24 protein-coding genes and 1 pseudogene are annotated in these 19,005 nt (G+C 41.5%); 16 read left to right on the top strand and 9 right to left on the bottom strand.

The features are described from left to right. Nucleotides 1–71 precede the first annotated feature (71 nt). Nucleotides 72–1,448 (bottom strand): reverse transcriptase domain-containing protein, encoded by a 1,377-nt coding sequence (locus GNF10_RS25640; protein WP_185580460.1) that lies wholly within the window; start codon nt 1,446–1,448, stop codon nt 72–74. 440 nt (nt 1,449–1,888) lie between these two features. Here GNF10_RS25640 and GNF10_RS25635 point away from each other — a divergent pair, with 440 nt between their 5' ends. The 9 genes from GNF10_RS25635 to GNF10_RS25595 all read left to right on the top strand — a co-directional run bounded on the left by GNF10_RS25635 (nt 1,889) and on the right by GNF10_RS25595 (nt 9,150). Further along, nucleotides 1,889–2,071, top strand: a complete 183-nt coding sequence (locus GNF10_RS25635; protein ID WP_185607261.1) for a hypothetical protein — start codon at nt 1,889–1,891, stop codon at nt 2,069–2,071. A gap of 10 nt (nt 2,072–2,081) precedes the next feature. Further along, nucleotides 2,082–2,393, top strand: a complete 312-nt coding sequence (locus GNF10_RS25630; RefSeq protein WP_260446332.1) for a hypothetical protein — start codon at nt 2,082–2,084, stop codon at nt 2,391–2,393. Between the two features lie 200 nt (nt 2,394–2,593). Further along, nucleotides 2,594–2,920, top strand: a complete 327-nt coding sequence (locus tag GNF10_RS25625; RefSeq protein ID WP_185582341.1) for a hypothetical protein — start codon at nt 2,594–2,596, stop codon at nt 2,918–2,920. Then, nucleotides 2,913–3,116 carry a hypothetical protein gene (locus GNF10_RS25620; RefSeq protein ID WP_185582340.1) on the top strand — a complete coding sequence of 68 codons (204 nt, stop codon included), beginning with the start codon at nt 2,913–2,915 and terminating at the stop codon, nt 3,114–3,116. The genes GNF10_RS25625 and GNF10_RS25620 overlap by 8 nt, the downstream gene beginning before the upstream one ends. Before the next feature lie 25 nt (nt 3,117–3,141). After that, entirely contained in the window at nt 3,142–3,600 is a 459-nt protein-coding gene (locus GNF10_RS25615; RefSeq protein WP_185582339.1) for a DUF1392 domain-containing protein, read from the top strand. A 45-nt stretch (nt 3,601–3,645) separates the two neighbouring features. Beyond that, nucleotides 3,646–4,317 (top strand): hypothetical protein, encoded by a 672-nt coding sequence (locus tag GNF10_RS25610; protein ID WP_185582338.1) that lies wholly within the window; start codon nt 3,646–3,648, stop codon nt 4,315–4,317. A gap of 89 nt (nt 4,318–4,406) precedes the next feature. Continuing rightward, nucleotides 4,407–5,165: a hypothetical protein gene (locus GNF10_RS25605; RefSeq protein ID WP_185582337.1), complete on the top strand. Its 759-nt coding sequence runs from the start codon at nt 4,407–4,409 to the stop codon at nt 5,163–5,165. A 45-nt stretch (nt 5,166–5,210) separates the two neighbouring features. Beyond that, complete coding sequence (locus GNF10_RS25600) at nt 5,211–5,786, top strand: alpha-ketoglutarate-dependent dioxygenase AlkB (protein ID WP_185582336.1); 576 nt, start codon at nt 5,211–5,213, stop codon at nt 5,784–5,786. A gap of 289 nt (nt 5,787–6,075) precedes the next feature. Further along, nucleotides 6,076–9,150, top strand: a complete 3,075-nt coding sequence (locus GNF10_RS25595) for a plasmid replication protein, CyRepA1 family (RefSeq protein WP_185582335.1) — start codon at nt 6,076–6,078, stop codon at nt 9,148–9,150. A gap of 22 nt (nt 9,151–9,172) precedes the next feature. Here the strand turns inward: GNF10_RS25595 and GNF10_RS25590 are convergent, their stop codons facing one another. Further along, nucleotides 9,173–9,370, bottom strand: coding sequence for an NblA/ycf18 family protein (locus tag GNF10_RS25590; RefSeq protein ID WP_185582334.1), 198 nt, complete (start codon nt 9,368–9,370; stop codon nt 9,173–9,175). 251 nt (nt 9,371–9,621) lie between these two features. Here GNF10_RS25590 and GNF10_RS38870 point away from each other — a divergent pair, with 251 nt between their 5' ends. The 5 genes from GNF10_RS38870 (at nt 9,622) to pepE (ending at nt 13,670) form a co-directional block, all read left to right on the top strand. Continuing rightward, complete coding sequence (locus GNF10_RS38870) at nt 9,622–9,747, top strand: hypothetical protein (protein WP_260446192.1); 126 nt, start codon at nt 9,622–9,624, stop codon at nt 9,745–9,747. Nucleotides 9,748–9,915: 168 nt separating this feature from the next. Continuing rightward, nucleotides 9,916–11,571 (top strand): alpha-keto acid decarboxylase family protein, encoded by a 1,656-nt coding sequence (locus GNF10_RS25585; RefSeq protein WP_185582333.1) that lies wholly within the window; start codon nt 9,916–9,918, stop codon nt 11,569–11,571. A 147-nt stretch (nt 11,572–11,718) separates the two neighbouring features. Further along, entirely contained in the window at nt 11,719–11,883 is a 165-nt protein-coding gene (locus GNF10_RS25580) for a hypothetical protein (protein ID WP_185582332.1), read from the top strand. A gap of 57 nt (nt 11,884–11,940) precedes the next feature. Beyond that, nucleotides 11,941–12,591 (top strand): hypothetical protein, encoded by a 651-nt coding sequence (locus GNF10_RS25575; protein WP_185582331.1) that lies wholly within the window; start codon nt 11,941–11,943, stop codon nt 12,589–12,591. 359 nt (nt 12,592–12,950) lie between these two features. Next, entirely contained in the window at nt 12,951–13,670 is a 720-nt protein-coding gene (pepE, locus tag GNF10_RS25570; protein ID WP_185592992.1) for a dipeptidase PepE, read from the top strand. Between the two features lie 199 nt (nt 13,671–13,869). Here pepE and GNF10_RS25565 read toward each other — a convergent pair whose 3' ends face one another. The 5 genes and pseudogenes from GNF10_RS25565 to GNF10_RS25545 all read right to left on the bottom strand — a co-directional run bounded on the left by GNF10_RS25565 (nt 13,870) and on the right by GNF10_RS25545 (nt 16,913). Then, entirely contained in the window at nt 13,870–14,379 is a 510-nt protein-coding gene (locus GNF10_RS25565) for an NUDIX domain-containing protein (RefSeq protein ID WP_185607260.1), read from the bottom strand. 163 nt (nt 14,380–14,542) lie between these two features. Continuing rightward, nucleotides 14,543–14,815: pseudogene (locus tag GNF10_RS25560) on the bottom strand (helicase-related protein); the annotation flags it as partial. A 39-nt stretch (nt 14,816–14,854) separates the two neighbouring features. Continuing rightward, entirely contained in the window at nt 14,855–16,042 is a 1,188-nt protein-coding gene (locus tag GNF10_RS25555; RefSeq protein ID WP_185592932.1) for a hypothetical protein, read from the bottom strand. A gap of 118 nt (nt 16,043–16,160) precedes the next feature. Next, the gene (locus GNF10_RS25550) at nt 16,161–16,310 is read right to left on the bottom strand and encodes a hypothetical protein (RefSeq protein WP_260446179.1); all 150 of its coding nucleotides are present in this window, start codon (nt 16,308–16,310) and stop codon (nt 16,161–16,163) included. 150 nt (nt 16,311–16,460) lie between these two features. Continuing rightward, nucleotides 16,461–16,913: a DUF1392 domain-containing protein gene (locus tag GNF10_RS25545; protein WP_069074506.1), complete on the bottom strand. Its 453-nt coding sequence runs from the start codon at nt 16,911–16,913 to the stop codon at nt 16,461–16,463. Nucleotides 16,914–17,047: 134 nt separating this feature from the next. Between GNF10_RS25545 and GNF10_RS25540 the strand changes: the two genes are divergently transcribed. After that, nucleotides 17,048–17,197, top strand: a complete 150-nt coding sequence (locus GNF10_RS25540; protein ID WP_185580241.1) for a hypothetical protein — start codon at nt 17,048–17,050, stop codon at nt 17,195–17,197. A 235-nt stretch (nt 17,198–17,432) separates the two neighbouring features. Continuing rightward, nucleotides 17,433–17,744, top strand: a complete 312-nt coding sequence (locus GNF10_RS25535) for a hypothetical protein (protein ID WP_185580242.1) — start codon at nt 17,433–17,435, stop codon at nt 17,742–17,744. A 94-nt stretch (nt 17,745–17,838) separates the two neighbouring features. Here the strand turns inward: GNF10_RS25535 and GNF10_RS25530 are convergent, their stop codons facing one another. Both GNF10_RS25530 and GNF10_RS38865 read right to left on the bottom strand, forming a co-directional pair. Next, nucleotides 17,839–18,744, bottom strand: coding sequence for an ecdysteroid 22-kinase family protein (locus tag GNF10_RS25530; RefSeq protein ID WP_260446178.1), 906 nt, complete (start codon nt 18,742–18,744; stop codon nt 17,839–17,841). 30 nt (nt 18,745–18,774) lie between these two features. Beyond that, nucleotides 18,775–18,912, bottom strand: coding sequence for a hypothetical protein (locus GNF10_RS38865; protein WP_260446177.1), 138 nt, complete (start codon nt 18,910–18,912; stop codon nt 18,775–18,777). Nucleotides 18,913–19,005 lie beyond the last annotated feature (93 nt).

Here is a 19,005-nt window from a genome sequence, read left to right as displayed (position 1 = left end):
TTTAGTATTATATAGCACCTCGAAATACGCAAACTGAATTAGCGATCGCTCTTTGGGAAAAACTTTTTGGTTTACTGTTTAGAGGTTTCGCCGTCGTAGAGTTTACTATTACGTTCGCTCCAGTAGGCTGTATCTCCGTCGTAAGGTGATTTAGTACCTTTGACAGAAACGTGTTTGTTTTCGGAGTAAGGAACCTTTGGGAATGCTTTGTCTAGTAATTTCTTGCTAGAATAGCGGTTTTGCTTGGTTTCCTTGTTAAATACCGTGTAAGCTCTTGTTTCGATGTGGTATAACGAGTTTCTAGACCCGTCCATCTTGCAGAACTTATGGTAATTTCTCCAACCTCTAACTACCGGGGCTAATTTCTCAGCCTTTGTGGTAGCACCATAATTCGAGTTGTTGGCGATGTGTTTTACTTTCTTACGGAATGCTTTGAAGTTGTCCACCGAGGGAGTGCTTCTAAACTTTCCGTTTTTCTGGACTTTGAAGTGCCAGCCGAGGAAATCAAACCCATCTGTCGCGGCGGTAACTTTGGTTTTCTTTTGGCTTACAGTCATTCCGCGTTTGCGGAGGAACTCGCTGATTCTTTCAAGTATCTCTATCGCATCATCTTTGGGTCGGAGTATAATAACCATGTCATCCGCGTATCGGACTGATGGTTCTTTGATTCTTCCTTGGTTGTCCTTGGGTTGATGAATACTCTCGATTCCGTTGAGTGCGATGTTGGCTAGTAATGGGCTGACCACTCCCCCTTGAGGTGTACCCTGTTCGGGGAATTCTGGGTTTACTCCTGCCTTGAGGCATCGGAAGATACCGAGCTTTAAGCCTTTGGGGGCGATGAGTTCGTCCATTATTGCTGCGTGGTTAATCCTGTCGAAGCATTTTTCGATATCGAGTTCAATAACTCGTTTTTCTATTCCATTGCAGGAAGAGTTAAGGTTGGTAAAGATGTACTGTTGTGCATCATGGGCAGAGCGCCCAGTTCTAAACCCGTAACTTCTGGCGTGGAAAGTGGCTTCGTGTGCTGGTTCGAGTGCATATTTTGCTAGGCATTGCCAAGTTCTATCTGCGATGGTAGGTATCTTAAGTATTCTGGTAGTCCCGTCCTTTTTGGGGATGGGGATTTCCCGTAATCCTTGATGCTTCCAGTTTCCACTGTTCATTTTTAGTAATTCTTCAAGGTTGAAGCGTTCTTCAAATGAGAGCGATTTTTTCCCATCGATCCCAGCCGTCTTTTTACCAGCATTTAGCTGAGATACTTGTCTAATTGCAAGAAATCGAGCCGAGGTTGATTTTAGAATAAGCTTTTGGAGTGACCTAGCTTTCCGCTTGTCTCCAACTTGAACCGCTTTGTACACGCGCTTTTGAAGGCGGAGAAGATTTCGGCGGAATTTCTTCCACGGTAAAGCTCTCCAAGATTCACTAGTTTTGTAACTGTGTCTAATCATTTTCTCTTCTCTAGTTTGTGTATTCTGAACACCTCAGACCAATTACGGTCTGTCCTACCCGACTTGTGAGGATTCCGCTTCTCGTCTAGCCTACCTGGGGAACGAAAGCCCCAAGACTCCCAAATCGTTTTTATTCGTTCCCTCGGAGAGATTGATTGTTCCGTTAGATGTAGCCACTTCGACTATTGGATTCCCTAGACTCTTGCCGTTTTCTGAGCGATGATTCGGCGGGAATGGACTCCAATGGGGTCAGGGTTTTTTTGTGTTGCGCCCTGCCCTTGTATAAGTCGCTTTTTTAGGCTCTATTTCATCGTAGGAACTCCCTGTTAGCGCCAGTGTCAACCCGCAACGGTCGTCTGATTGCGCCCTGTTCCCAGCTTCACTCTGCAAGAACCGAGCTTGTTCGGTGTGGGCAGGTAAGGAGTCAATTCTGAGTCTGAATGGCAAGGCTTTCACTTGCATCTGACCGAGAGTTCAGCCTTAATGACAGTAATCTGCTGTCGGGCTGGATTAGTTATTTACGGACTGATTACCGTGATTCACTAATCAACGAATCGCACCACTCATTACAAAGACGGCACACTGCCAGTGCAGGAACAAGAAGTAAGTCCATGCACGACTGAAAACCAAATCATGGCGCATATCTTCAACGAGTGCCAAAATTACGGGTTTGAAATCCTCGATGATGGTATTTACAACAACAAGGGCGTGAAACTGGGGCAAGTCGGATGCACTGACGGGAACTGGTGGGTGAAGAGGCGTTATTCAGTCCAGCAGCAGTATTCTAACTCTGTGTTTGATGCTGTGCGATCATTGTCGATGGTGGACGTGTCTACTGATGGTAAATCCATTTTTGATGAATATTTTTTAGACCAACCGTTAGAACAGCTAACTGGCGATAAATTGCAACGGCTGCTGGAGAGAACGGAGTTAGTCACAGCGTAATTAAGAAGTCAGAATCCAGGAGTCAGGAGTCAGTAAAGAAACAAAGAGTAGGGTGCAGAAGTTAATAAAATCTGCCTTCTTTTCTCCTCTTTTTCCCACCTCTTCCCAAAATTCTGACTTCTGTTAGCGGTAGCGGGGCGTTTAGCCCATTCTGACTCCTGAATTCTTCTCTCATTTTCCCTTCATTCACCTATCCATCTATGCAACCCACAATCTCGATCCCCCAACACTGGCCCTACCCTCACTTTAACTTGGAACAGCGTACACAACAGGGCATCATCTTGGGACTTTATTACTATCCTTTGGGTACAGAGTTGGCTGAACAATTTGATGATGGCTGGCGTTATGCGCTGATGCCTAATAAAAATTCTGATGAAATATCTTACTTGCAAGAGAATCAAATTCAGCCGCTTTCTCCACAGGAATTATTCTCAGAAATTACCGCAGAGATTGAGTTTTATCAACAGCAAATAGTAATTCTGCAACAACAGTTAGCCATAGTCACCGGAGGTTTTACAAATGCCTAAGACGGTTGACAACAGCTTTGACCGTAGAGCCAATCATTTGCTGCGTTCGATTCGGCTTTGCGGCGGTTGTGTTCCATTACATCGGCTGCAATTCCAATTCTCCGATTCAGTCATTCAAACTCTGCTGGACAAAGAACTGGTGCAAGTACAGAATACAGGACGCGGTTTTTTGTTGGAGATTGCCAAGGATTTTTAGGTTATTAATCCCAGGGGAGAAAAGCATGATTGACCATATTAACGCACTTCAAACAAGTTGGTATCTTTCCCCACCTTGGGGACAAACAATTCCACCCGTTGAGGTGAATTTACTGGAGAGAGTTTACCTAAGAACCACAAGAACATTTGGCTATTGCTGCGGTATGCAATGGAAGCATGAGCGCTGGATTTATTCAATTGATTGCGGTAAAGAAATACTCCACGCAACACAGAACCAAATCATCGGTACTGGAGAGTTAGAAGCCATAAAAGTGCAAAAACCTGCTTTTGTTTTGGGCGAAAGAGTGATCCTCTGTTCTCACGACAAAGGAACAAAACAACGGCTGATTCTGGGGATTGCGCTGGTGCATAATTCTTGGTTTTACCTTGTTGAATTAATGTCGCCAACGTTAATTAATACACCAACTATATCTAATCGTTTCTCACTGGTTGGTGAAAAAAGTTTGGTGCGAGTCAATACTTGAGTTTTTCTAATCACACAACCACAAATCATTACACAACGAAAAATTATGTCAGCAATTCAAATCGCCGAAATTATCGAACAAATCTCTCAAGAGATTGAAGTTGACGCTAATGGTCAAGCGAAAGCCAGTGTTAGAGCAACTGCAAGACTGGCTGGCGTAACTGGTGGAGCAGTCCTTAAGACTCTAAACACTATTAACCAAGAACCATCAAAACTAGCACAAAAAATACAATTGCGAGGGTTAAATATTGAGTTGTGGCGTAGTAACGGTATACCTGATGAAGGAGTCTACCTGATAGTTGAATATTATGCCTTTGAAGCTGGTAGATACTGTACCCAGAAGGCAAGACAAGCTATTGCACATTTTTACAAACACAAAACTTTTGATGGTTTCGTTTACTTAGCCTTTAGTCCAGAAAAACATTCTCCTGAGAAGAAAGTACAAACTTCTTTAGTAAAAGGGATTGAAAAGATAGCTAATCCTGTAATGGAAGTAAATACTCCTGCTGGAAAAATAGACATTTTGACTATTCACGAAATCATAGAAGTCAAAAACGTTCTTGGATGGAAAAGTGCTATTGGACAAATATTAATTTACGGACATTACTATCCGAATCACCAAAAAAGAATTCATTTATTTGGACAATGCTGTTCCAATACAAAACAACTCATCAAATTTCATTGTGATGAATTGAACATTCAGGTTACTTGGCAATAGCTTCATTGCACAAGCTAATTAAGTGTTGTTTAACCTTTATTTACTACCGTTACAGCAATTCACTTTTTGAGAAACTCAAAGCAGGTGTTATGTCTCCAACTGAAATCACACAAATCATTGAACAGATTAAAGAAGAAATCACTGTAGACATAGATGGTCGGGGTAAGGCCAGTATAAAAGCTACTGCACGATTAGCTGGAGTTAGTGATAAGGCTATCGGTAAAGCATTAGAAAGCGCGAACCTGGAACCATCTAAATTAGCTCTAATCCTTATGGAGCAAGGATTTGATGCGGCGAACCTTAATTACTGGCGTACTAACGGTATCCCCGACACTGCGATCGCAATTATCCTAGAGTACTACGCTTACGAGGCAGGGCGATACTGCACTAAGCAAGCCAGATTGGTATGCCGTTCATTCAACACCATCGGCATTCGGGCATGGATTCAGGACAAATTGGGCTGGACTAAACCTACCAATCCTTCCGAAACAGCGATGACAGAAATACAGTTACTCGCAGCAATCGCCCAACAGATGGCACAGCAAGAACAATATTTACTGGAGCAACAACAGCAACAAGCTCAAATATTGGCGAGACTCAAAGCGGTTGAAGTTGAACAAGACAGGGTAAACACCCCATGCGGACATAAATATAGTGTTGTTGGTTTCGCTAATCTTCAAGGTTTAGAAATATCGGTAAAAGAAGCGGGTACTAAAGGTAGAAAGGCAAGCGCATTGTGCAGAAAACAAGGAATAGAAATAGAACGCATTCATGACCCACGTTTTGGAAAAGTTGGGTTGTATCCAGAGAGTGTGTTGATTGAGGTTTTTTCTACTGGTCAAAACTAACAGCAATTGTTTTCCCTACACATTTTTTAGTTGGAGAAGAGTACCATGCAACAACTCAATTTGTTTCAGGAATCAACCCCAGTTTTACCCATCACTTATTATCCCGATTTCTTAAGTCAAGAACTTGCCAATGAACTCTACCAACACTGCCTACAACTGCAATGGCAGCAAAATCAAATCAGGATTGCGGGTAAAACAATGCCCGTTCCCCGTCTTGAATGTCTTTACGGTGATACAGGCTGTGATTATCTCTACTCCAACAGCGTATTTTTGAAACCCTTGACTTGGACAGACAATCTGGCCAAGTTACGCGACTCCATTACCAAATTGATTAGCTACAAATTCCGCATTGTTATCGGAAATCAGTATCGCAGTGGACAGGACAGTATCGGCTGGCATTCCGACAATGAACAATCGATGGGATTTAACCCTGCGATGCCTGCGGCGGGCGTAGCCATCGCTTCCATAAGTCTGGGGTCATGTCGCAAATTCCAAATCAAACCGAGAAATGGCAAATCCACTGACTTCTGGCTCGAACACGGGAGCTTGCTTGTGATGCACCCCGGTTGTCAGTCCACTCATCTGCATCAGGTTCCGAAAACAAACAAACAAAGTTGTTAGTACCCGTATCAATCTCACATTTCGACCGCACACAGGGGGAAGGATCTGAAGAAGGCAGTTTGTTTTGAGTTTCAATCCAATTTTCCAAAATGGTGTATCATATTCTCGCTTAGTTCAGATGTACTACTATCTCTGCTTTAAAGCCAATTACCCCAGGTAACGAGATATTTCTCACTCTGACGGCTGAACTAAAAACGACAGTTCTTTAACCCGTGTCTGCATAACTAACCTTAAAGGCGGTATGACCATATACCGCTTACTTACTCATGCGTCAAAAAATAGAGGGAATATGCGTGTAATCGAGTCTGATTCTCAAGCTAAACATCAACAAGAATGGCTCAACAGTTGCGTTGACGAAGAAATCATTGCCCTGAATGTCAAATCGCTCTACGGAACGTTATCCTACGAATATCTGCTCTACAGTCCCAAAATCTCCCGTCGCAATGATGGGCGACTGCGCGATCGCGATTTGAAGAAATACCAGCACATTGAATTAGGCGGCTGGTGGTGTAGTGGCGTTGACCCCCTTAACAACTACGCCCTGATGATGTGGGGTTGCTTTAAACCCGACCATCCCCGACGCGACCGCCAGAAGATCCACAAATTCATTAAGTATGAACACCCATTCAGAGAAGAGACACGCGCTTTCTTCCTATTAGTCCCGAATCGCATTTGGGTAAAAGTGTCCAATCGTAGCGGCATTCCCATTACTGAAGAAGACCTACAGCATCCTGGGGGTTTCTGGCACTGGGTTTGGAGGCATAATGTACCAGTGACAATTGTCGAAGGAGTCAAGAAAGCGGGGGCATTGTTGACTGCTGGTTATGCTGCGATCGCAATTCCGGGAGTAAACGCAGGATACCGCACACCCCATGATGAGTACGGTACTGCCATTGGTAAGCCATCCTTAATTCCCGACTTGAAACATTTCGCAACAGAGGGGAGACAGCTTAACATCTGCTTCGACCAGGACAACAAACCTGAGACAGTCCAGCGAGTCAGAACCGCTATCAGTCGTATGGGACGGCTGCTGGTAAATGAAGGCTGTTCTCTGCGAGTGATTGATTTACCTTTTGGGCTTGAGAAAGGGGTTGATGATTTTATCGTTGCTAAGGGTCAGCCAGCATTTGACGCGCTCTACAACACAGCCGTTGCGCTGGAGCTATGGGAAATCAAGCTGTTTACTCTGTTAACTTATCCCCCAGCGATCGCTCTCAACCAAAGATTCCTCGGCCATCTGCTTGTACCAGAAGGTGAAAAGCTGATTATCCTCAAAGCTCCTAAAGGCACTGGTAAAACCGAATGGCTGGCAACTGAGGTGGCAAAAGCACATGACCAAGAGAGACGGGTATTAATCATCACCCACCGTATTCAACTGGGTGAGGCGTTGTGTAATCGGTTTGGTGTTAACTATGTTACCGAAGTTCGCACGAATGAAACAGGCACATTGTTAGGATACGGGGTATGTGTTGATTCGCTGCATCAAGAAAGTCAGGCGCGATTCAACCCTAATGACTGGGCAAATGATGTCATAATTATCGACGAATGCGACCAAGTATTTTGGCATTTGCTTAACTCTGGTACGGAAGTGCAGAAGCGTCGGGTGTCCGTTCTCAAAAATCTCAAACAACTGGTACAGAATGTTTTGGGCAGCAGTCAAGGAAAGATTTACCTGTCTAGTGCCGATGTGTCAGATACTGATGTGAAGTATGTTTTATCACTCGCTGGAGAATATCGGGTTAACCCGTTCGTAATTCTCAACAATTATCGCCACGTAGCTGGAAACTGTTACAACTATTCTGGCAGTAACCCGAAGAATCTTATCGCAGCACTGGACAAAGCCATTGCCAAAGAGGGGCATCATTTACTCTGCTGTTCTGCTCAAAAGGCTAAGTCTAAGTGGGGAACCCAGGCACTTGAAGAACGCTTTCGTCGCAAGTTCCCTCACCTGCGGATTCTGCGAATAGACAGCGAATCTGTGGCTGACCCCTCTCATGCGGCTTTCGGTTGTATCGCTCACTTGAACGAAATTCTCACCCAGTATGATTTGGTTATCGCCTCCCCAAGTTTAGAAACTGGGGTATCTATCGACATTCGAGGACATTTTGATAGTGTTTGGGGGATTTTTCAGGGAGTGCAGCCGGTTAACTCCGTGCGTCAGATGTTGGCAAGGGTTAGGGAAACTGTTGACCGTCACATTTGGGTGAGAGAGTGGGGGATGTCGGTTGTGGGCAATGGTTCCACAACCATCGGAGGATTGCTCAGAAGTCAACACGTCGCAACACAAGCGAACATTGCGCTGTTGTCGGCGGCGGATAATGCGGATTTGAGCTATATTGACCAGAATTTTCAGCCCGAATCTTTGCAGACTTGGGGTAAGCGTGGCTCTGTCATCAACGTTGAGATGCGGCGTTATCGAGAATCTGTTCTTGGGGGATTGGTCGAAGATGGATACACCATTATTGATGCCGATGATGCTGATGATGATGAGAGTGGGGCAGTAATCGAGTCGGTTAAGGCGGCATCTGTTGAATTGTATGCTGCGGAGTGTCAGGTGATCGCTAATTCTGTTGAACTCTCTGGGGCTGAACTCAAGAAGCTGCAAGACACAAGGGCTAAAACCAAAACTGAACGACACCAGCAGCGCAAGGCGGAATTATCCCGTCGCTATGAAATTGACGTAACCCCTGATTTGGTCGAGAAAGATGACGATGGGTGGTATCCTCAACTGAGAATGCACTACTATTTGACGCTGGGCCGAGAGTTTCTGACTAACCGTGATACTAAACGGGCTGCATCGCAGTTAGAGGCTGGAGAGAATTCGATTTGGAAACCAGATTTTAACAAGGGGCAGCTATTACCTGCTGTGTTGTTACTCGAAAATCTGAATCTGTTGCAGTTTCTCACGCCAGACGTTCAGTTGCGGGGAAGTGACGAGAGGATGGTGGAGTTTAAGGCTCTGGCTGTAACGCATCGGCATGTTATCAAGAATTATCTGAATGTCAGTATCTCGGAAAAACACACACCGATTGCGATCGCTCAGAAGTTACTTGCCAAAATTGATTTGAAGTTGGACTACATTGGTCGGTTGGGTAAGCGTGAAAATCGGGAGTGCGTTTATCGGTTTGTTGCACCTGATGATCAGCGTGATTCGATTTTCGGGCAGTGGTTAAATCGAGATGAAGCGTTTTCAAGGGAATCGGTGTCAGTCACTAATAATATAGTGTTAACCACATCAGTCACTGACACTACACCTATTGACATTCCCCAAACACTCACCCAGGTGGAAAGTGCTGCTATTCAAGATTGGAAGGGACTGAAGCTGAAAATGCACCTTGGACTAAACAGTGTTGGCTTTTTCTAAAGTTGACGAGAGCAAGTTTATTTTAGCCCAAGATTGAACCTGAACCAACTTCCCACTGATGTTTGAGCAATTCCTGGTAAGTCTTTTCCCTTATCATCATCTGCTTATACAGCATCTGCAAAAACTCTTGAGCTTGTTCACGTGACATCTGCTTCACTTGATCAGCGAATGTTCTCAGGCTAAATTCTTGTTCTAAAGATAATTCAATGGGTTGGTTCATAGCTTTTATTTGAGTTTGCTTGTGTAAGCAAATATTGTTTTATATAAATAAATGTTACGATGACTTTACAAAAGCCAAAGGAGTGTAAACCGTACCGACGTAGGTTAGAAATACCGTATCTGCTGTTAAAAACCTTGATATCACTCTATTGTGGCAACCCAAGTAAAAACTTAAGTTCTAAAGTTTCTTACTAAGAGGTTTTTAAAAGCATTTTTCGCCTCTGCTTGCGGCTGGCGATCCTGTTGAAGGAGATGGGCAATACTCTGGGCAAGAGTGGTGAGCGTCGCGGCGTGATGCTGGAGTTTGAGGATGCTTGCCCCAAAAAGTTTGCTCAATTGGTTACAGATGCTCCACAGTGGACTGAATGGATGGGGTGATTTGCTTATTCGATTAGATCATTTGACTGTTAATTCCTCAAGGATGATTAAGAGTGCAGGTGAACGGCTTGACGGCAAAAGTCACAATCCTATTCTTACTTCAGAGATACGCATCTCAGTCATAGTTTTCATACCTTAAAGGGGTAAAATTTTGGCTTAAGACAAACAATGGCAAAGTTTACTGTTAGCGACTATTTATTGCTTCGTCTGGAGCAAATTGGTATCAAACATATTTTTGGCGTTGCTGGAGACTACAATATGGAATTTCTCGACTATATTGTTAACCACAATGGCATCGAGTTAATTCCTACTTGCAACGAACTTAACGCATCCTATGCTGCCGATGGTTATGGTCGGATTAATGGTGTTGCGGCATTAGTAACTACCTTTGGTGTTGGTGAACTCAGTGCTATTAATGGTGTTGCTGGCGCTTATGCTGAACACGTTCCGGTTGTAGCGATTACCGGTGCCCCTGCGACTAAAATTCAAGCTCTTGGTTCACTTGTCCATCATACGCTTGGTACTGGTGATTTTTCAATATTTGCCCGAATGTATCAACAGGTAACGGTGGCTCAAGCATATTTAACAAACGAAAATGCAACAACGGAAATTGACAGAGTTTTAGGTATCTGTTTGCTGAAGAAGTTACCTGTTTATATTTCCATACCTATGGATGTTGCTCTGGCTGAGGTGTCTGCACCGTCTGATTTCTTTATATCCCCTGTATTTCAAAGTGATGGCGCTACAATAGCAAAAATAGTTGATGTCTGTGTAAACATACTGGAAAAAGCTTCCCAACCTGTGATTCTTGCTGATATTGGTGTCGCTCGCTATCATTTACATGAACAATTGCGAAAATTGCTAACAGCTACTGGATACCCTTATGCCACGATGAACATGGGAAAAGGATTGCTAGAAGAAACCCACCCCCAATTCATCGGCATATATAATGGTGCTGCCAGTGAGGAATCTGTCAGAAAACGTATTGAGCAGGCAGATTGTGTTTTAAGTATCGGTGCTTTGATGACTGATTTCAACACAGGCAAGTTTTCTGCCAAACTCGATCCCAGCCAAACTATTGAAGTGCATGGGGATTATGTAAAAATTAAACATGCTTTGTACAACAATGTCGCTATGGCAGATGTGCTTTCTGCTTTAAGCCAACGGTTGCAGCACCGCGATCATGAAACGCTTTACTTCAAATCAGCAACAGAGAATTTAGATGCTGGTTTTATAGAGCCTATCGTTGGCGGTTCTTCGGCACCGATTACGCAGCAGTATTTTTGGCATGGATTTGCTCATTTTCTCCAAGAAGATGACATTATTGTTGCTGAGACTGGAACTTGTTTGTTTGGTGCCTCTATCGTTCCTTTACCAAAAGGAGCTACTTTCGTTGGGCAAGTACTTTGGGGATCGATTGGTTACTCTGTTGGTTCATTACTTGGTTGTGCCATCGCCGCATCACAACGTCGCTCTATCTTACTGGTTGGTGACGGGTCTTTCCAAATGACTGCACAAGAACTTTCAACCATCTTACGCCATAATCTAAAACCGATTATTTTTTTGATCAACAATGATGGATATACTATAGAGCGTGATATTCACGGTGAACGTATGCCATATAACGACATTCAACCTTGGAATTATCATCAGCTCCCTAAAGTTTTCGCTGGCAATGCCTGGGCAATTAAAGTTAGTACCGAATCCCAGTTAGACAAAGCATTACAAACAGCTCAAGAAAACCGTGACCAACTTGTTTTTATTGAGGTTGTAATGGATAAAATGGATAGCCCAGAGGTTCTGTTGAAGATGTTGCAGCAATAAAGCAACATACTACCTCATCAACTTACATCTAGTTCTCTACCTTGGCTTGATTTATTAGGTACAGAATACGGCGACGCTTTCTGTTGTTCCATCAAAATTGGAGGTGTCCACCCCTTAAGTTCTAACTGTACTTGAGTCTCAAGCCGAATGGCACTCTGGTTATGCTACAGAAGCCGCGCCATAACTAAAACCACAGTTCACCACGTCGTCAGCATCAATGGTTCTGCTTTGGAGGTGTTTTATATTGATACCTATTCCTGGCAATTTCGGGTGATTAGTCCTGGTGGTGCGGTGTTTAACTGTAAACAGTAAACACTTATCCTGGTTGATAACTGATAACTGATTTAAAACCTAAACCTTAAAAAACCCATGCAGAAATTATCTATCGCTGTTGCCGGAGTAGCCTTTATTGTTTTGGGAAGCATATCCCTAGAACCAGTTGAAGCTGCCCTAATAGACTTTAATTTTTCTACTACAAATGGCGCAGCAGGAACATTTACCTTGAATACGAACACCCCTCCATCTCCTGAACCTGCTATATTCCGACCTAATGTTACGGGAGTTGCATACCTTGGTGCTGTTTCTAACTTTTCTATCTCAGCGCCCTATGTCAATTTAAGTAATGTCACTACTGACTTTAATGTTGTTCCATCTGTTACTTCTGATTTAATTGGTTTTCCGATGAATTTGGGAGTCCTTAGCGGCGTTAGTTATCCACCTGGATGCATAACTTCTTCTAGCCTTACGTGTCTATTTGATGTTGCGCTATTCTACTCAGGGAACCAAGCAAAACTCCCCATACTTTCTGATAATTCACTTTCTTATTCTAGAAGTGTTGGTATTGACTTCTTTAATCCTACAACAAACGAGTTGCTCATCCGCGACAATATTACCAACTTGAAAGTTGTCTCTAAGCAAGTTCCTGAGCCGAACTCTAGTTTAAGTATTTTAGTCAGTGCTATTGGGGTTGTAGCTTTACTAATGAAACGTAATTTAAAAACAAAACAGTATGCCCAATAAATTAAAACTTACTATCACTCCTTTTGCTAGGATTAAGAGGAATTATCCCACTATAACCGTCAAATTACGGCTCAAAGTTTCTCTCAAGACACAGAGCGAAATTAGTTGATATTTCTTTGGTTTTTCTCCTATAACTTGTTGTTCAAGACAGTCAATGTCATTCAAGGATTGCTAATTTCTTTATACGAAAATATCAACCATCTGCTACCAAAAATTCCAGATCCTTGTTTGCCAACTTGAGCAATATTGATACAGTTTGAACTGGGGCAAAGTACAAGCTCCGTCTCAGTTTTCCCCTGCCCCCTTGCCTCTTTTGACCATTCTTTAGTATAGATAATTACAACTACAGGAAATAAACCATGTCAAAAAGATTGTTATTACTTAGTAATTCAACAAATATCGGTGAAGAGTACTTATTTTATCCCCGTCAGGAAATTAAAAAGTTTTTAGGAAGCTCTGTCAATAAAATAGTGTTTATCCCCTTTGCAGCCGTTACTTCAACTTATCAGCACTATACCGAAAAAGTTGAAAAAGTATTTCAAGATATAGGTTATGAAGTTGATGCTATTCATTCGGTTGAAAATCCTCATGAATTAATTAAAAATGCAGAAGCTGTAGTAGTCGGAGGCGGAAACACTTTTCATTTAATACATTGCTTACACCAAACTAAACTATTTGACGACATCAGAAATAAAGTTAGTAATGGAACTCCTTATATCGGATGGAGTGCAGGTTCTAATGTTGCTTGTCCTACCATCAAAACGAGTAATGATATGCCAATAATTGAACCCATAAGTCTTCAAGGATTGAATTTAGTTCCTTTTCAAATTAACCCCCACTATACAAATGTAGTAATCCCAAATCACAATGGAGAGACAAGAGAACAAAGACTGGAAGATTTTCTGATTTTAAATCCAGATATTTATGTTGTAGGATTGTCGGAAGGAACAATGTTAAAAATTGAAGATTCATCAATCAGATTAATTGGCAATAAAACGATATATTTATTCAAGTTTGGAGAAGAAAAACAAGAGTATTATCCTAATGATAATTTAGATTTTCTTCTGGAAATATTTTAATAGAATTCTTGACCTGCATTGGTGTGGCTTCTACATGAAATAATCCCATATTCATGTTCAAGAAATCGTTTCTTAGCATTGAACAGTTAGCTAAACATCATTTCCAGTCGTCAGCATATTTTTGACGTAAATATGCATTTTCTAACTTATTTTAATCTTCCTAATAAACGTATCTCAAATGTCTTATAAAGAACTTTATTTAGTGTTGATAAAATATTTTTACAAGTTTTATCAAATCACTTTTTACAGGTTCACCGCTATTTAACCATTCTATTAAATCATTAACGGATAACCAAAAACTTTCAATAAAATCATTTTTATTATACTCTGGGTTCAAATCTAATTCGATTTCATAAACCTTCATAAAAGCAGATACTTGATACTGATATGGTATTAAATATCCCAAGGGTCGAACATTAACCATGTTTAGCTCTAAGTTCAACTCTTCTTTGAGTTCACGTTGTAAAGCATCTTCATAGGTTTCTCCAGTTTCAACATGACCCCCCATGCTGACATCAAGACAAAGCGGAAAAATAGTTTTGTGTGCAGAACGCCGAGGTATCCACAGTTGACCTAATGAATTAACAACAAAAGCATTAACAACTCTAAAATTGCATAGTCCTTGACGATATATTTCCGAACGTTTCTTCTGTCCAACAACGCAATCGCTTTCGTCTACAATGTCAAGTATTTCATCATCTTGTACCATGATTAAATCCCTTTATAATTTGAATTAGGCGGTTAGGCATTACCGTGCCAAAACCTTATTTTCAGGTAATAATTATGGCGCAACAAGTTTTGCGCTCGCTCAAGTCAGATAAAAGCAACTTACTGAATGAGCGATTATTGTCAAAAAAGCCTTGGTAAATGCCTTAATCTTCACTAATCAACTGTAACAAGGCTTCCGTTGATATCTTGCCACTAATATCAGCACCTTCCAATAAGCTGTCTGCCAAATCTCGCTTGTGGTGGTGCAATTGCACAATCTTTTCTTCTATAGTATCCTTTGCTACTAGACGATAAATGGTAACTGGGCGTTGTTGCCCAATGCGATGGGCGCGGTCTGAGGCTTGGTCTTCGACTGCGGGATTCCACCAAGGGTCTGTATGAATCACATAATCAGCAGCAGTTAGATTCAGTCCTGTACTAGGGTGTTGATTTTGTGGGAGAGATGCTCAAAATCTTCATGCAGTTTCTGTGTCGTCAGTTGTGGCAGAAAACAAAATTCTTCTTTTCGAGAGCATGGATTGGCCAAAAACTTGAGCCGCCCAGTCTTCAACATCCAAAAAACGGACTGTTTCTAATGCCTCTTTCACAAGAGTAGTTGTCAAATTCATGGTTGATAAACAAATACTCAAAAATATTTGACTTATTTGTTTAAAAGGAGAACGAGAAGAAAACTGCTTGTATTTACCAAAAAGTGATTCCAGAACATCAGAAGTTGCTAATAATGTTTGCTCAGATTTCATCTGAGAAATCTCCCCAGTCAAATAACCAAGAATTTTCTGAGCAAAGCCTTGTGGAAAATCTACTTCCACTGTTAAATATTGTTGAATAATACTGAAGCTTTCTTGATTCAGCCCTTCAAGTTTAATTTGAGTTTCTACGGTGCGGGTCATTTGAACCATTTGTTTCCAATTGCTGAGTGAGTCTTGATAAGAAGCTAACCATCCCAACTTCTGTTTCAACTTAGTCAGGAGAATTTCTGGCTCAATATTTGGTACTAAATCGGTTAAAATATCAAGCGGTGAATTTAGCAGATTATCTGCCCACTCTAAAAGTTTTTCTACGTTAAAGTAACGACACTGTGAACGTTGTGAAGGAGGAGCTAAGAAAGATAGTTCAGTTTGTTGCAGTTGTTTTCGACATTGACTACACTGCTGTATAAAAGACTGATATTTTTCGCAACTTATTAGTTCATGCTTCAGGAGTAAAGCCATTGCATGAGTTACATCATAGGTATAAATTACATCAGTATGATTCTGTTGATAAAGTTTAATCCCCCGTTGAATGTCACTTCCACGGTCAGCAATTATTTGTTTAGGACAACCAAATTTTTGAGTAATTTCTGTCAGTTTTTGTTCTATAAGTTCTCCTTTCGTTGAACTCATGATTTCTAATCCTAGAATTTGAACATCCTGATGTTGCAATCCTCGTTTTGATGGAAAAACTTCTTCTACTAGCAGTTGTTCTGAAACGCCTAAGACTACCAGCCCTTTTTCTTTTCCTAGTTCTACCGTCAAATCAACAATAAAAATCCAATCATCTCGATATTCTTTTTCTCTATTGAGTTCATACAACCCAATTCTTCCTAACCATTTTCTAACGCTACTAAAGCTAGGCGTATCTTTAGAGAAAATTTCTTTATACAACTCAAATGTCTTTTCAACCCCTCTATAACTGCTGCCACACTTGATAACTTGTTGTACTGAAATTTGTATGGTTTCGACTGAATAATGATGCCCCTTAGCAACTAACTCTCCGTTTGGATCAATCTCTTTTTTTTTCCAAGCCTGTTTCTATGTTTGCTTTGTGTAGTTTTTCTTCAGCAATCTTGGCTCGATTCTTCCAATAATCTCTTGACGTAGATAAATCTCTCACTTTTATGTCTAATGCTCTAAGTTTTTTCTGCTTTTCCAAGGCTCTGAGTTTCCAATTGTCTCGACCCTTGTGAAATAGCCTTGCCAACCGACTGCTTGGGCTTTTAAACTCTTGCATTGACTTTGAGCGTACTACATAGTTATTGCATGAAAAATTACCACCCTTAAGCTCTCAAAGTCAACACCCTAGTTATACACTAACATTAACTAAATCTACATCAGCAAGCCATATTGTTCTGCTTTGGGCAGATACTTCTTCTAAAGTTGGGGAGCGCCACTCTACCCCATAAAGCCAATTCTCTTTGAGACTAAAAATTCCTTGAATAATACGGCGTGTCGGCCGTTCACCGAAATCAACCTCAACTATGTCCCCCAATCTAAAAGCTGGAGTAGAAACAGTGGGCTTTTTTAGTACATTTGTTGTATGAAATTCTTGTTCAGCTAAGTAGAGAGTTTCATTCTGGCAAACAATTGCATAAATCCATTCTTGTCCTGACCACTCAACACCACAGCAATAACCTGACAAGTCTGAGATTGGCAACAAAACTTTTTCTAACATTTCCACTGCTAATGGAGGCATGGTCTTACCCCACCCAGGAGAAATATGCCAACAGGATTCTAAGGCGGTAATTTGGTTAATCATCTGGGAATATAATCCTCTTCTTTATATATTCACTCCCTTACATCAGTCTGATCCGGAATATAATTTAAAGGCTTCACTCGCTATAGCCAATTCCCCTAATCAATACAGGTTTTAGAAGCAAAGTTCCTAAACATTTGACCTTAATCTCTAATTTCTGTGCTGATTCGGTGTATTTACAAGCCATAAGCCTAGACAATCTTCTCTACGAACGCGAACAGTGTGTCGAAGACAGACGCTACGCAAATGATTCGGCAGATGCTGCTTTGATTGTGGCGGCAAGTTAGGGAGAAGTTTTGAAGCTTTCCAAGCAATCAATTGTATCTTTTTACCAAACTTAATCCTTATAATCAGCTAATTTTAGGTAGTTACACGCAAAAATTCTCTATAATACCCGAATATGAATGTTATATAGAAAAATTCTGTATAATCACCCGCCCAAGGGGTAGTTATATAGAAAGTTTCCGCATAATAAATAGTTAGACCGAAAGATGTAGTTTGGAAAATAGGGGAGTACTATCGATGTATGAGTACTTCGAGCTTCACCGCTTGAGCGATGACCTTGTTTATGAGTTTGATCGCAGGCAGCGTGAAGATGGCACTTTCGCATATCAGCGTCGTGATCAGGATCTTTGGATTATTTTCAAGCCGGATTACGGCTGGATTGCTTACAATGAAGCCACTCATGAAGTCCAGGGTCGCCTTTGGGATGTCTTGCCACAGCACCAAGGGGATCATCCACCCCCAGGAATTTGGGTTAGCAGAAAAGGGATCAAATCTTACGTCTACGAACTCAAGTATCCAAATAAAGCAACCGCTTTTGGTACGCAGTAATCTTCCTGAAAAAGCAGATAACGCAATCTTGTGGGCGGGCGGGTTTTGTTTAGCAAATGGTTATACGCCAGATAAACTAGGGCTTTTCCAAGTGTCAACCAGCCCATAAATTGGAGCATTCTAAATCCAAGAAGGCTGTTATAGACTTTTGTAATTGTGAAAACCACAGCCATTTCATCCGTTGACGATCTGCTTCCAAGGCGCACCATTTTGTAGCAACATAAATACTTTGTACGGCGGTGAGTTTATAGTCCTCTAATAGTTGCTCCCATTCATACCCGGAAACACCATTGCTGATGAGATGTGTATGATACTCACGCAAAATAGGAGTTTCCCATTGCCTGCGTAAATTAGTATCCCACCAATGCACCATCACATAAGCCAAATCGCTTACCCCCAGCCATGTAGTCAGTGACCAATCAAATGGTTGGCGGTCAATTAGATAAGTTCTACCGTTGTCATTCAAAGGAGACAAGATATTACCAGGGTTAAGATCACCATGAATTAGCGTAAACCCGGATGAGTTTTTTGTGCGCTCAATCATCTTAATAGGATGATTTTCAAATACATCTTTTAAGACTGAGTGCCATGAATCATCAATTTCAGTTTTAACTTCTTCTAACATCGGTAATAACCCAGGTTGAGCTTGCGCTACATATCGCTCAATTTCAGTTTGACTGGGAATATAGCTGCTAATAGCTTGTAATTTTTCAATACCCCACCAATGTGCATGTAATGTAGCTAGTGCCTTAGCAACAGCACAGCCATAGGCAAGTGTAGGTTGAATTCGCCTAATTCGACTGTTGGAAAAATGGCTTGCAGATAGGTCTTCTAAAAGAAGATGATACCGACGAGGATTTTCTGCATAGCTTGCATGGTAGCAAGTAGGTATGGGTGGATTTGCTAGCTCAATATAATCTCGTGTATAGTAGTTAACTTCAGAGTCACCGAAAAGATTATTGTTATCTGCACAGATTTTCAGGAATAGGGATGCAGGCAATGTAGTTGTAGTTTCTGGTTGATATTGAAGCTAGATTTTAGCAATCCGAGAATTGTCGCTATTTAAAGGGGTAATAGCAACCTCTTGGATGGTATCAGTAGCGAGTACTGAATTTAGCCAATCAAGAGTGACTTGGCTAAATTCGGTAATGACTGTATCTGTGTACATTTATGTGAATCTGTGGCAATACTGCTCGGTTAAGGGAAAATAGATAGTGGAATAAATCATAATTTGTTCGCGTGTGGCTTACGAGAACAAAAA

The sequence above is a fragment of the Nostoc sp. UCD121 genome (assembly GCF_014222285.1).
In the GTDB taxonomy this organism is placed as follows: Bacteria; Cyanobacteriota; Cyanobacteriia; order Cyanobacteriales; family Nostocaceae; genus Nostoc.
This window is presented reverse-complemented; position numbering and strand designations above follow the sequence as displayed.

What these genes read in the sequence shown, in the direction of transcription:
- GNF10_RS25640 (WP_185580460.1), bottom strand. Translation starts at nt 1,448, where the DNA reads ATGATTAGACACAGTTACAAAACTAGTGAATCTTGGAGAGCTTTACCG.
- GNF10_RS25635 (WP_185607261.1), top strand. Translation starts at nt 1,889, where the DNA reads ATGGCAAGGCTTTCACTTGCATCTGACCGAGAGTTCAGCCTTAATGAC.
- GNF10_RS25630 (WP_260446332.1), top strand. Translation starts at nt 2,082, where the DNA reads ATGGCGCATATCTTCAACGAGTGCCAAAATTACGGGTTTGAAATCCTC.
- GNF10_RS25625 (WP_185582341.1), top strand. Translation starts at nt 2,594, where the DNA reads ATGCAACCCACAATCTCGATCCCCCAACACTGGCCCTACCCTCACTTT.
- GNF10_RS25620 (WP_185582340.1), top strand. Translation starts at nt 2,913, where the DNA reads ATGCCTAAGACGGTTGACAACAGCTTTGACCGTAGAGCCAATCATTTG.
- GNF10_RS25615 (WP_185582339.1), top strand. Translation starts at nt 3,142, where the DNA reads ATGATTGACCATATTAACGCACTTCAAACAAGTTGGTATCTTTCCCCA.
- GNF10_RS25610 (WP_185582338.1), top strand. Translation starts at nt 3,646, where the DNA reads ATGTCAGCAATTCAAATCGCCGAAATTATCGAACAAATCTCTCAAGAG.
- GNF10_RS25605 (WP_185582337.1), top strand. Translation starts at nt 4,407, where the DNA reads ATGTCTCCAACTGAAATCACACAAATCATTGAACAGATTAAAGAAGAA.
- GNF10_RS25600 (WP_185582336.1), top strand. Translation starts at nt 5,211, where the DNA reads ATGCAACAACTCAATTTGTTTCAGGAATCAACCCCAGTTTTACCCATC.
- GNF10_RS25595 (WP_185582335.1), top strand. Translation starts at nt 6,076, where the DNA reads ATGCGTGTAATCGAGTCTGATTCTCAAGCTAAACATCAACAAGAATGG.
- GNF10_RS25590 (WP_185582334.1), bottom strand. Translation starts at nt 9,370, where the DNA reads ATGAACCAACCCATTGAATTATCTTTAGAACAAGAATTTAGCCTGAGA.
- GNF10_RS38870 (WP_260446192.1), top strand. Translation starts at nt 9,622, where the DNA reads ATGGGCAATACTCTGGGCAAGAGTGGTGAGCGTCGCGGCGTGATGCTG.
- GNF10_RS25585 (WP_185582333.1), top strand. Translation starts at nt 9,916, where the DNA reads ATGGCAAAGTTTACTGTTAGCGACTATTTATTGCTTCGTCTGGAGCAA.
- GNF10_RS25580 (WP_185582332.1), top strand. Translation starts at nt 11,719, where the DNA reads ATGGCACTCTGGTTATGCTACAGAAGCCGCGCCATAACTAAAACCACA.
- GNF10_RS25575 (WP_185582331.1), top strand. Translation starts at nt 11,941, where the DNA reads ATGCAGAAATTATCTATCGCTGTTGCCGGAGTAGCCTTTATTGTTTTG.
- pepE (WP_185592992.1), top strand. Translation starts at nt 12,951, where the DNA reads ATGTCAAAAAGATTGTTATTACTTAGTAATTCAACAAATATCGGTGAA.
- GNF10_RS25565 (WP_185607260.1), bottom strand. Translation starts at nt 14,379, where the DNA reads ATGGTACAAGATGATGAAATACTTGACATTGTAGACGAAAGCGATTGC.
- GNF10_RS25545 (WP_069074506.1), bottom strand. Translation starts at nt 16,913, where the DNA reads ATGATTAACCAAATTACCGCCTTAGAATCCTGTTGGCATATTTCTCCT.
- GNF10_RS25535 (WP_185580242.1), top strand. Translation starts at nt 17,433, where the DNA reads ATGTATGAGTACTTCGAGCTTCACCGCTTGAGCGATGACCTTGTTTAT.
- GNF10_RS38865 (WP_260446177.1), bottom strand. Translation starts at nt 18,912, where the DNA reads ATGTACACAGATACAGTCATTACCGAATTTAGCCAAGTCACTCTTGAT.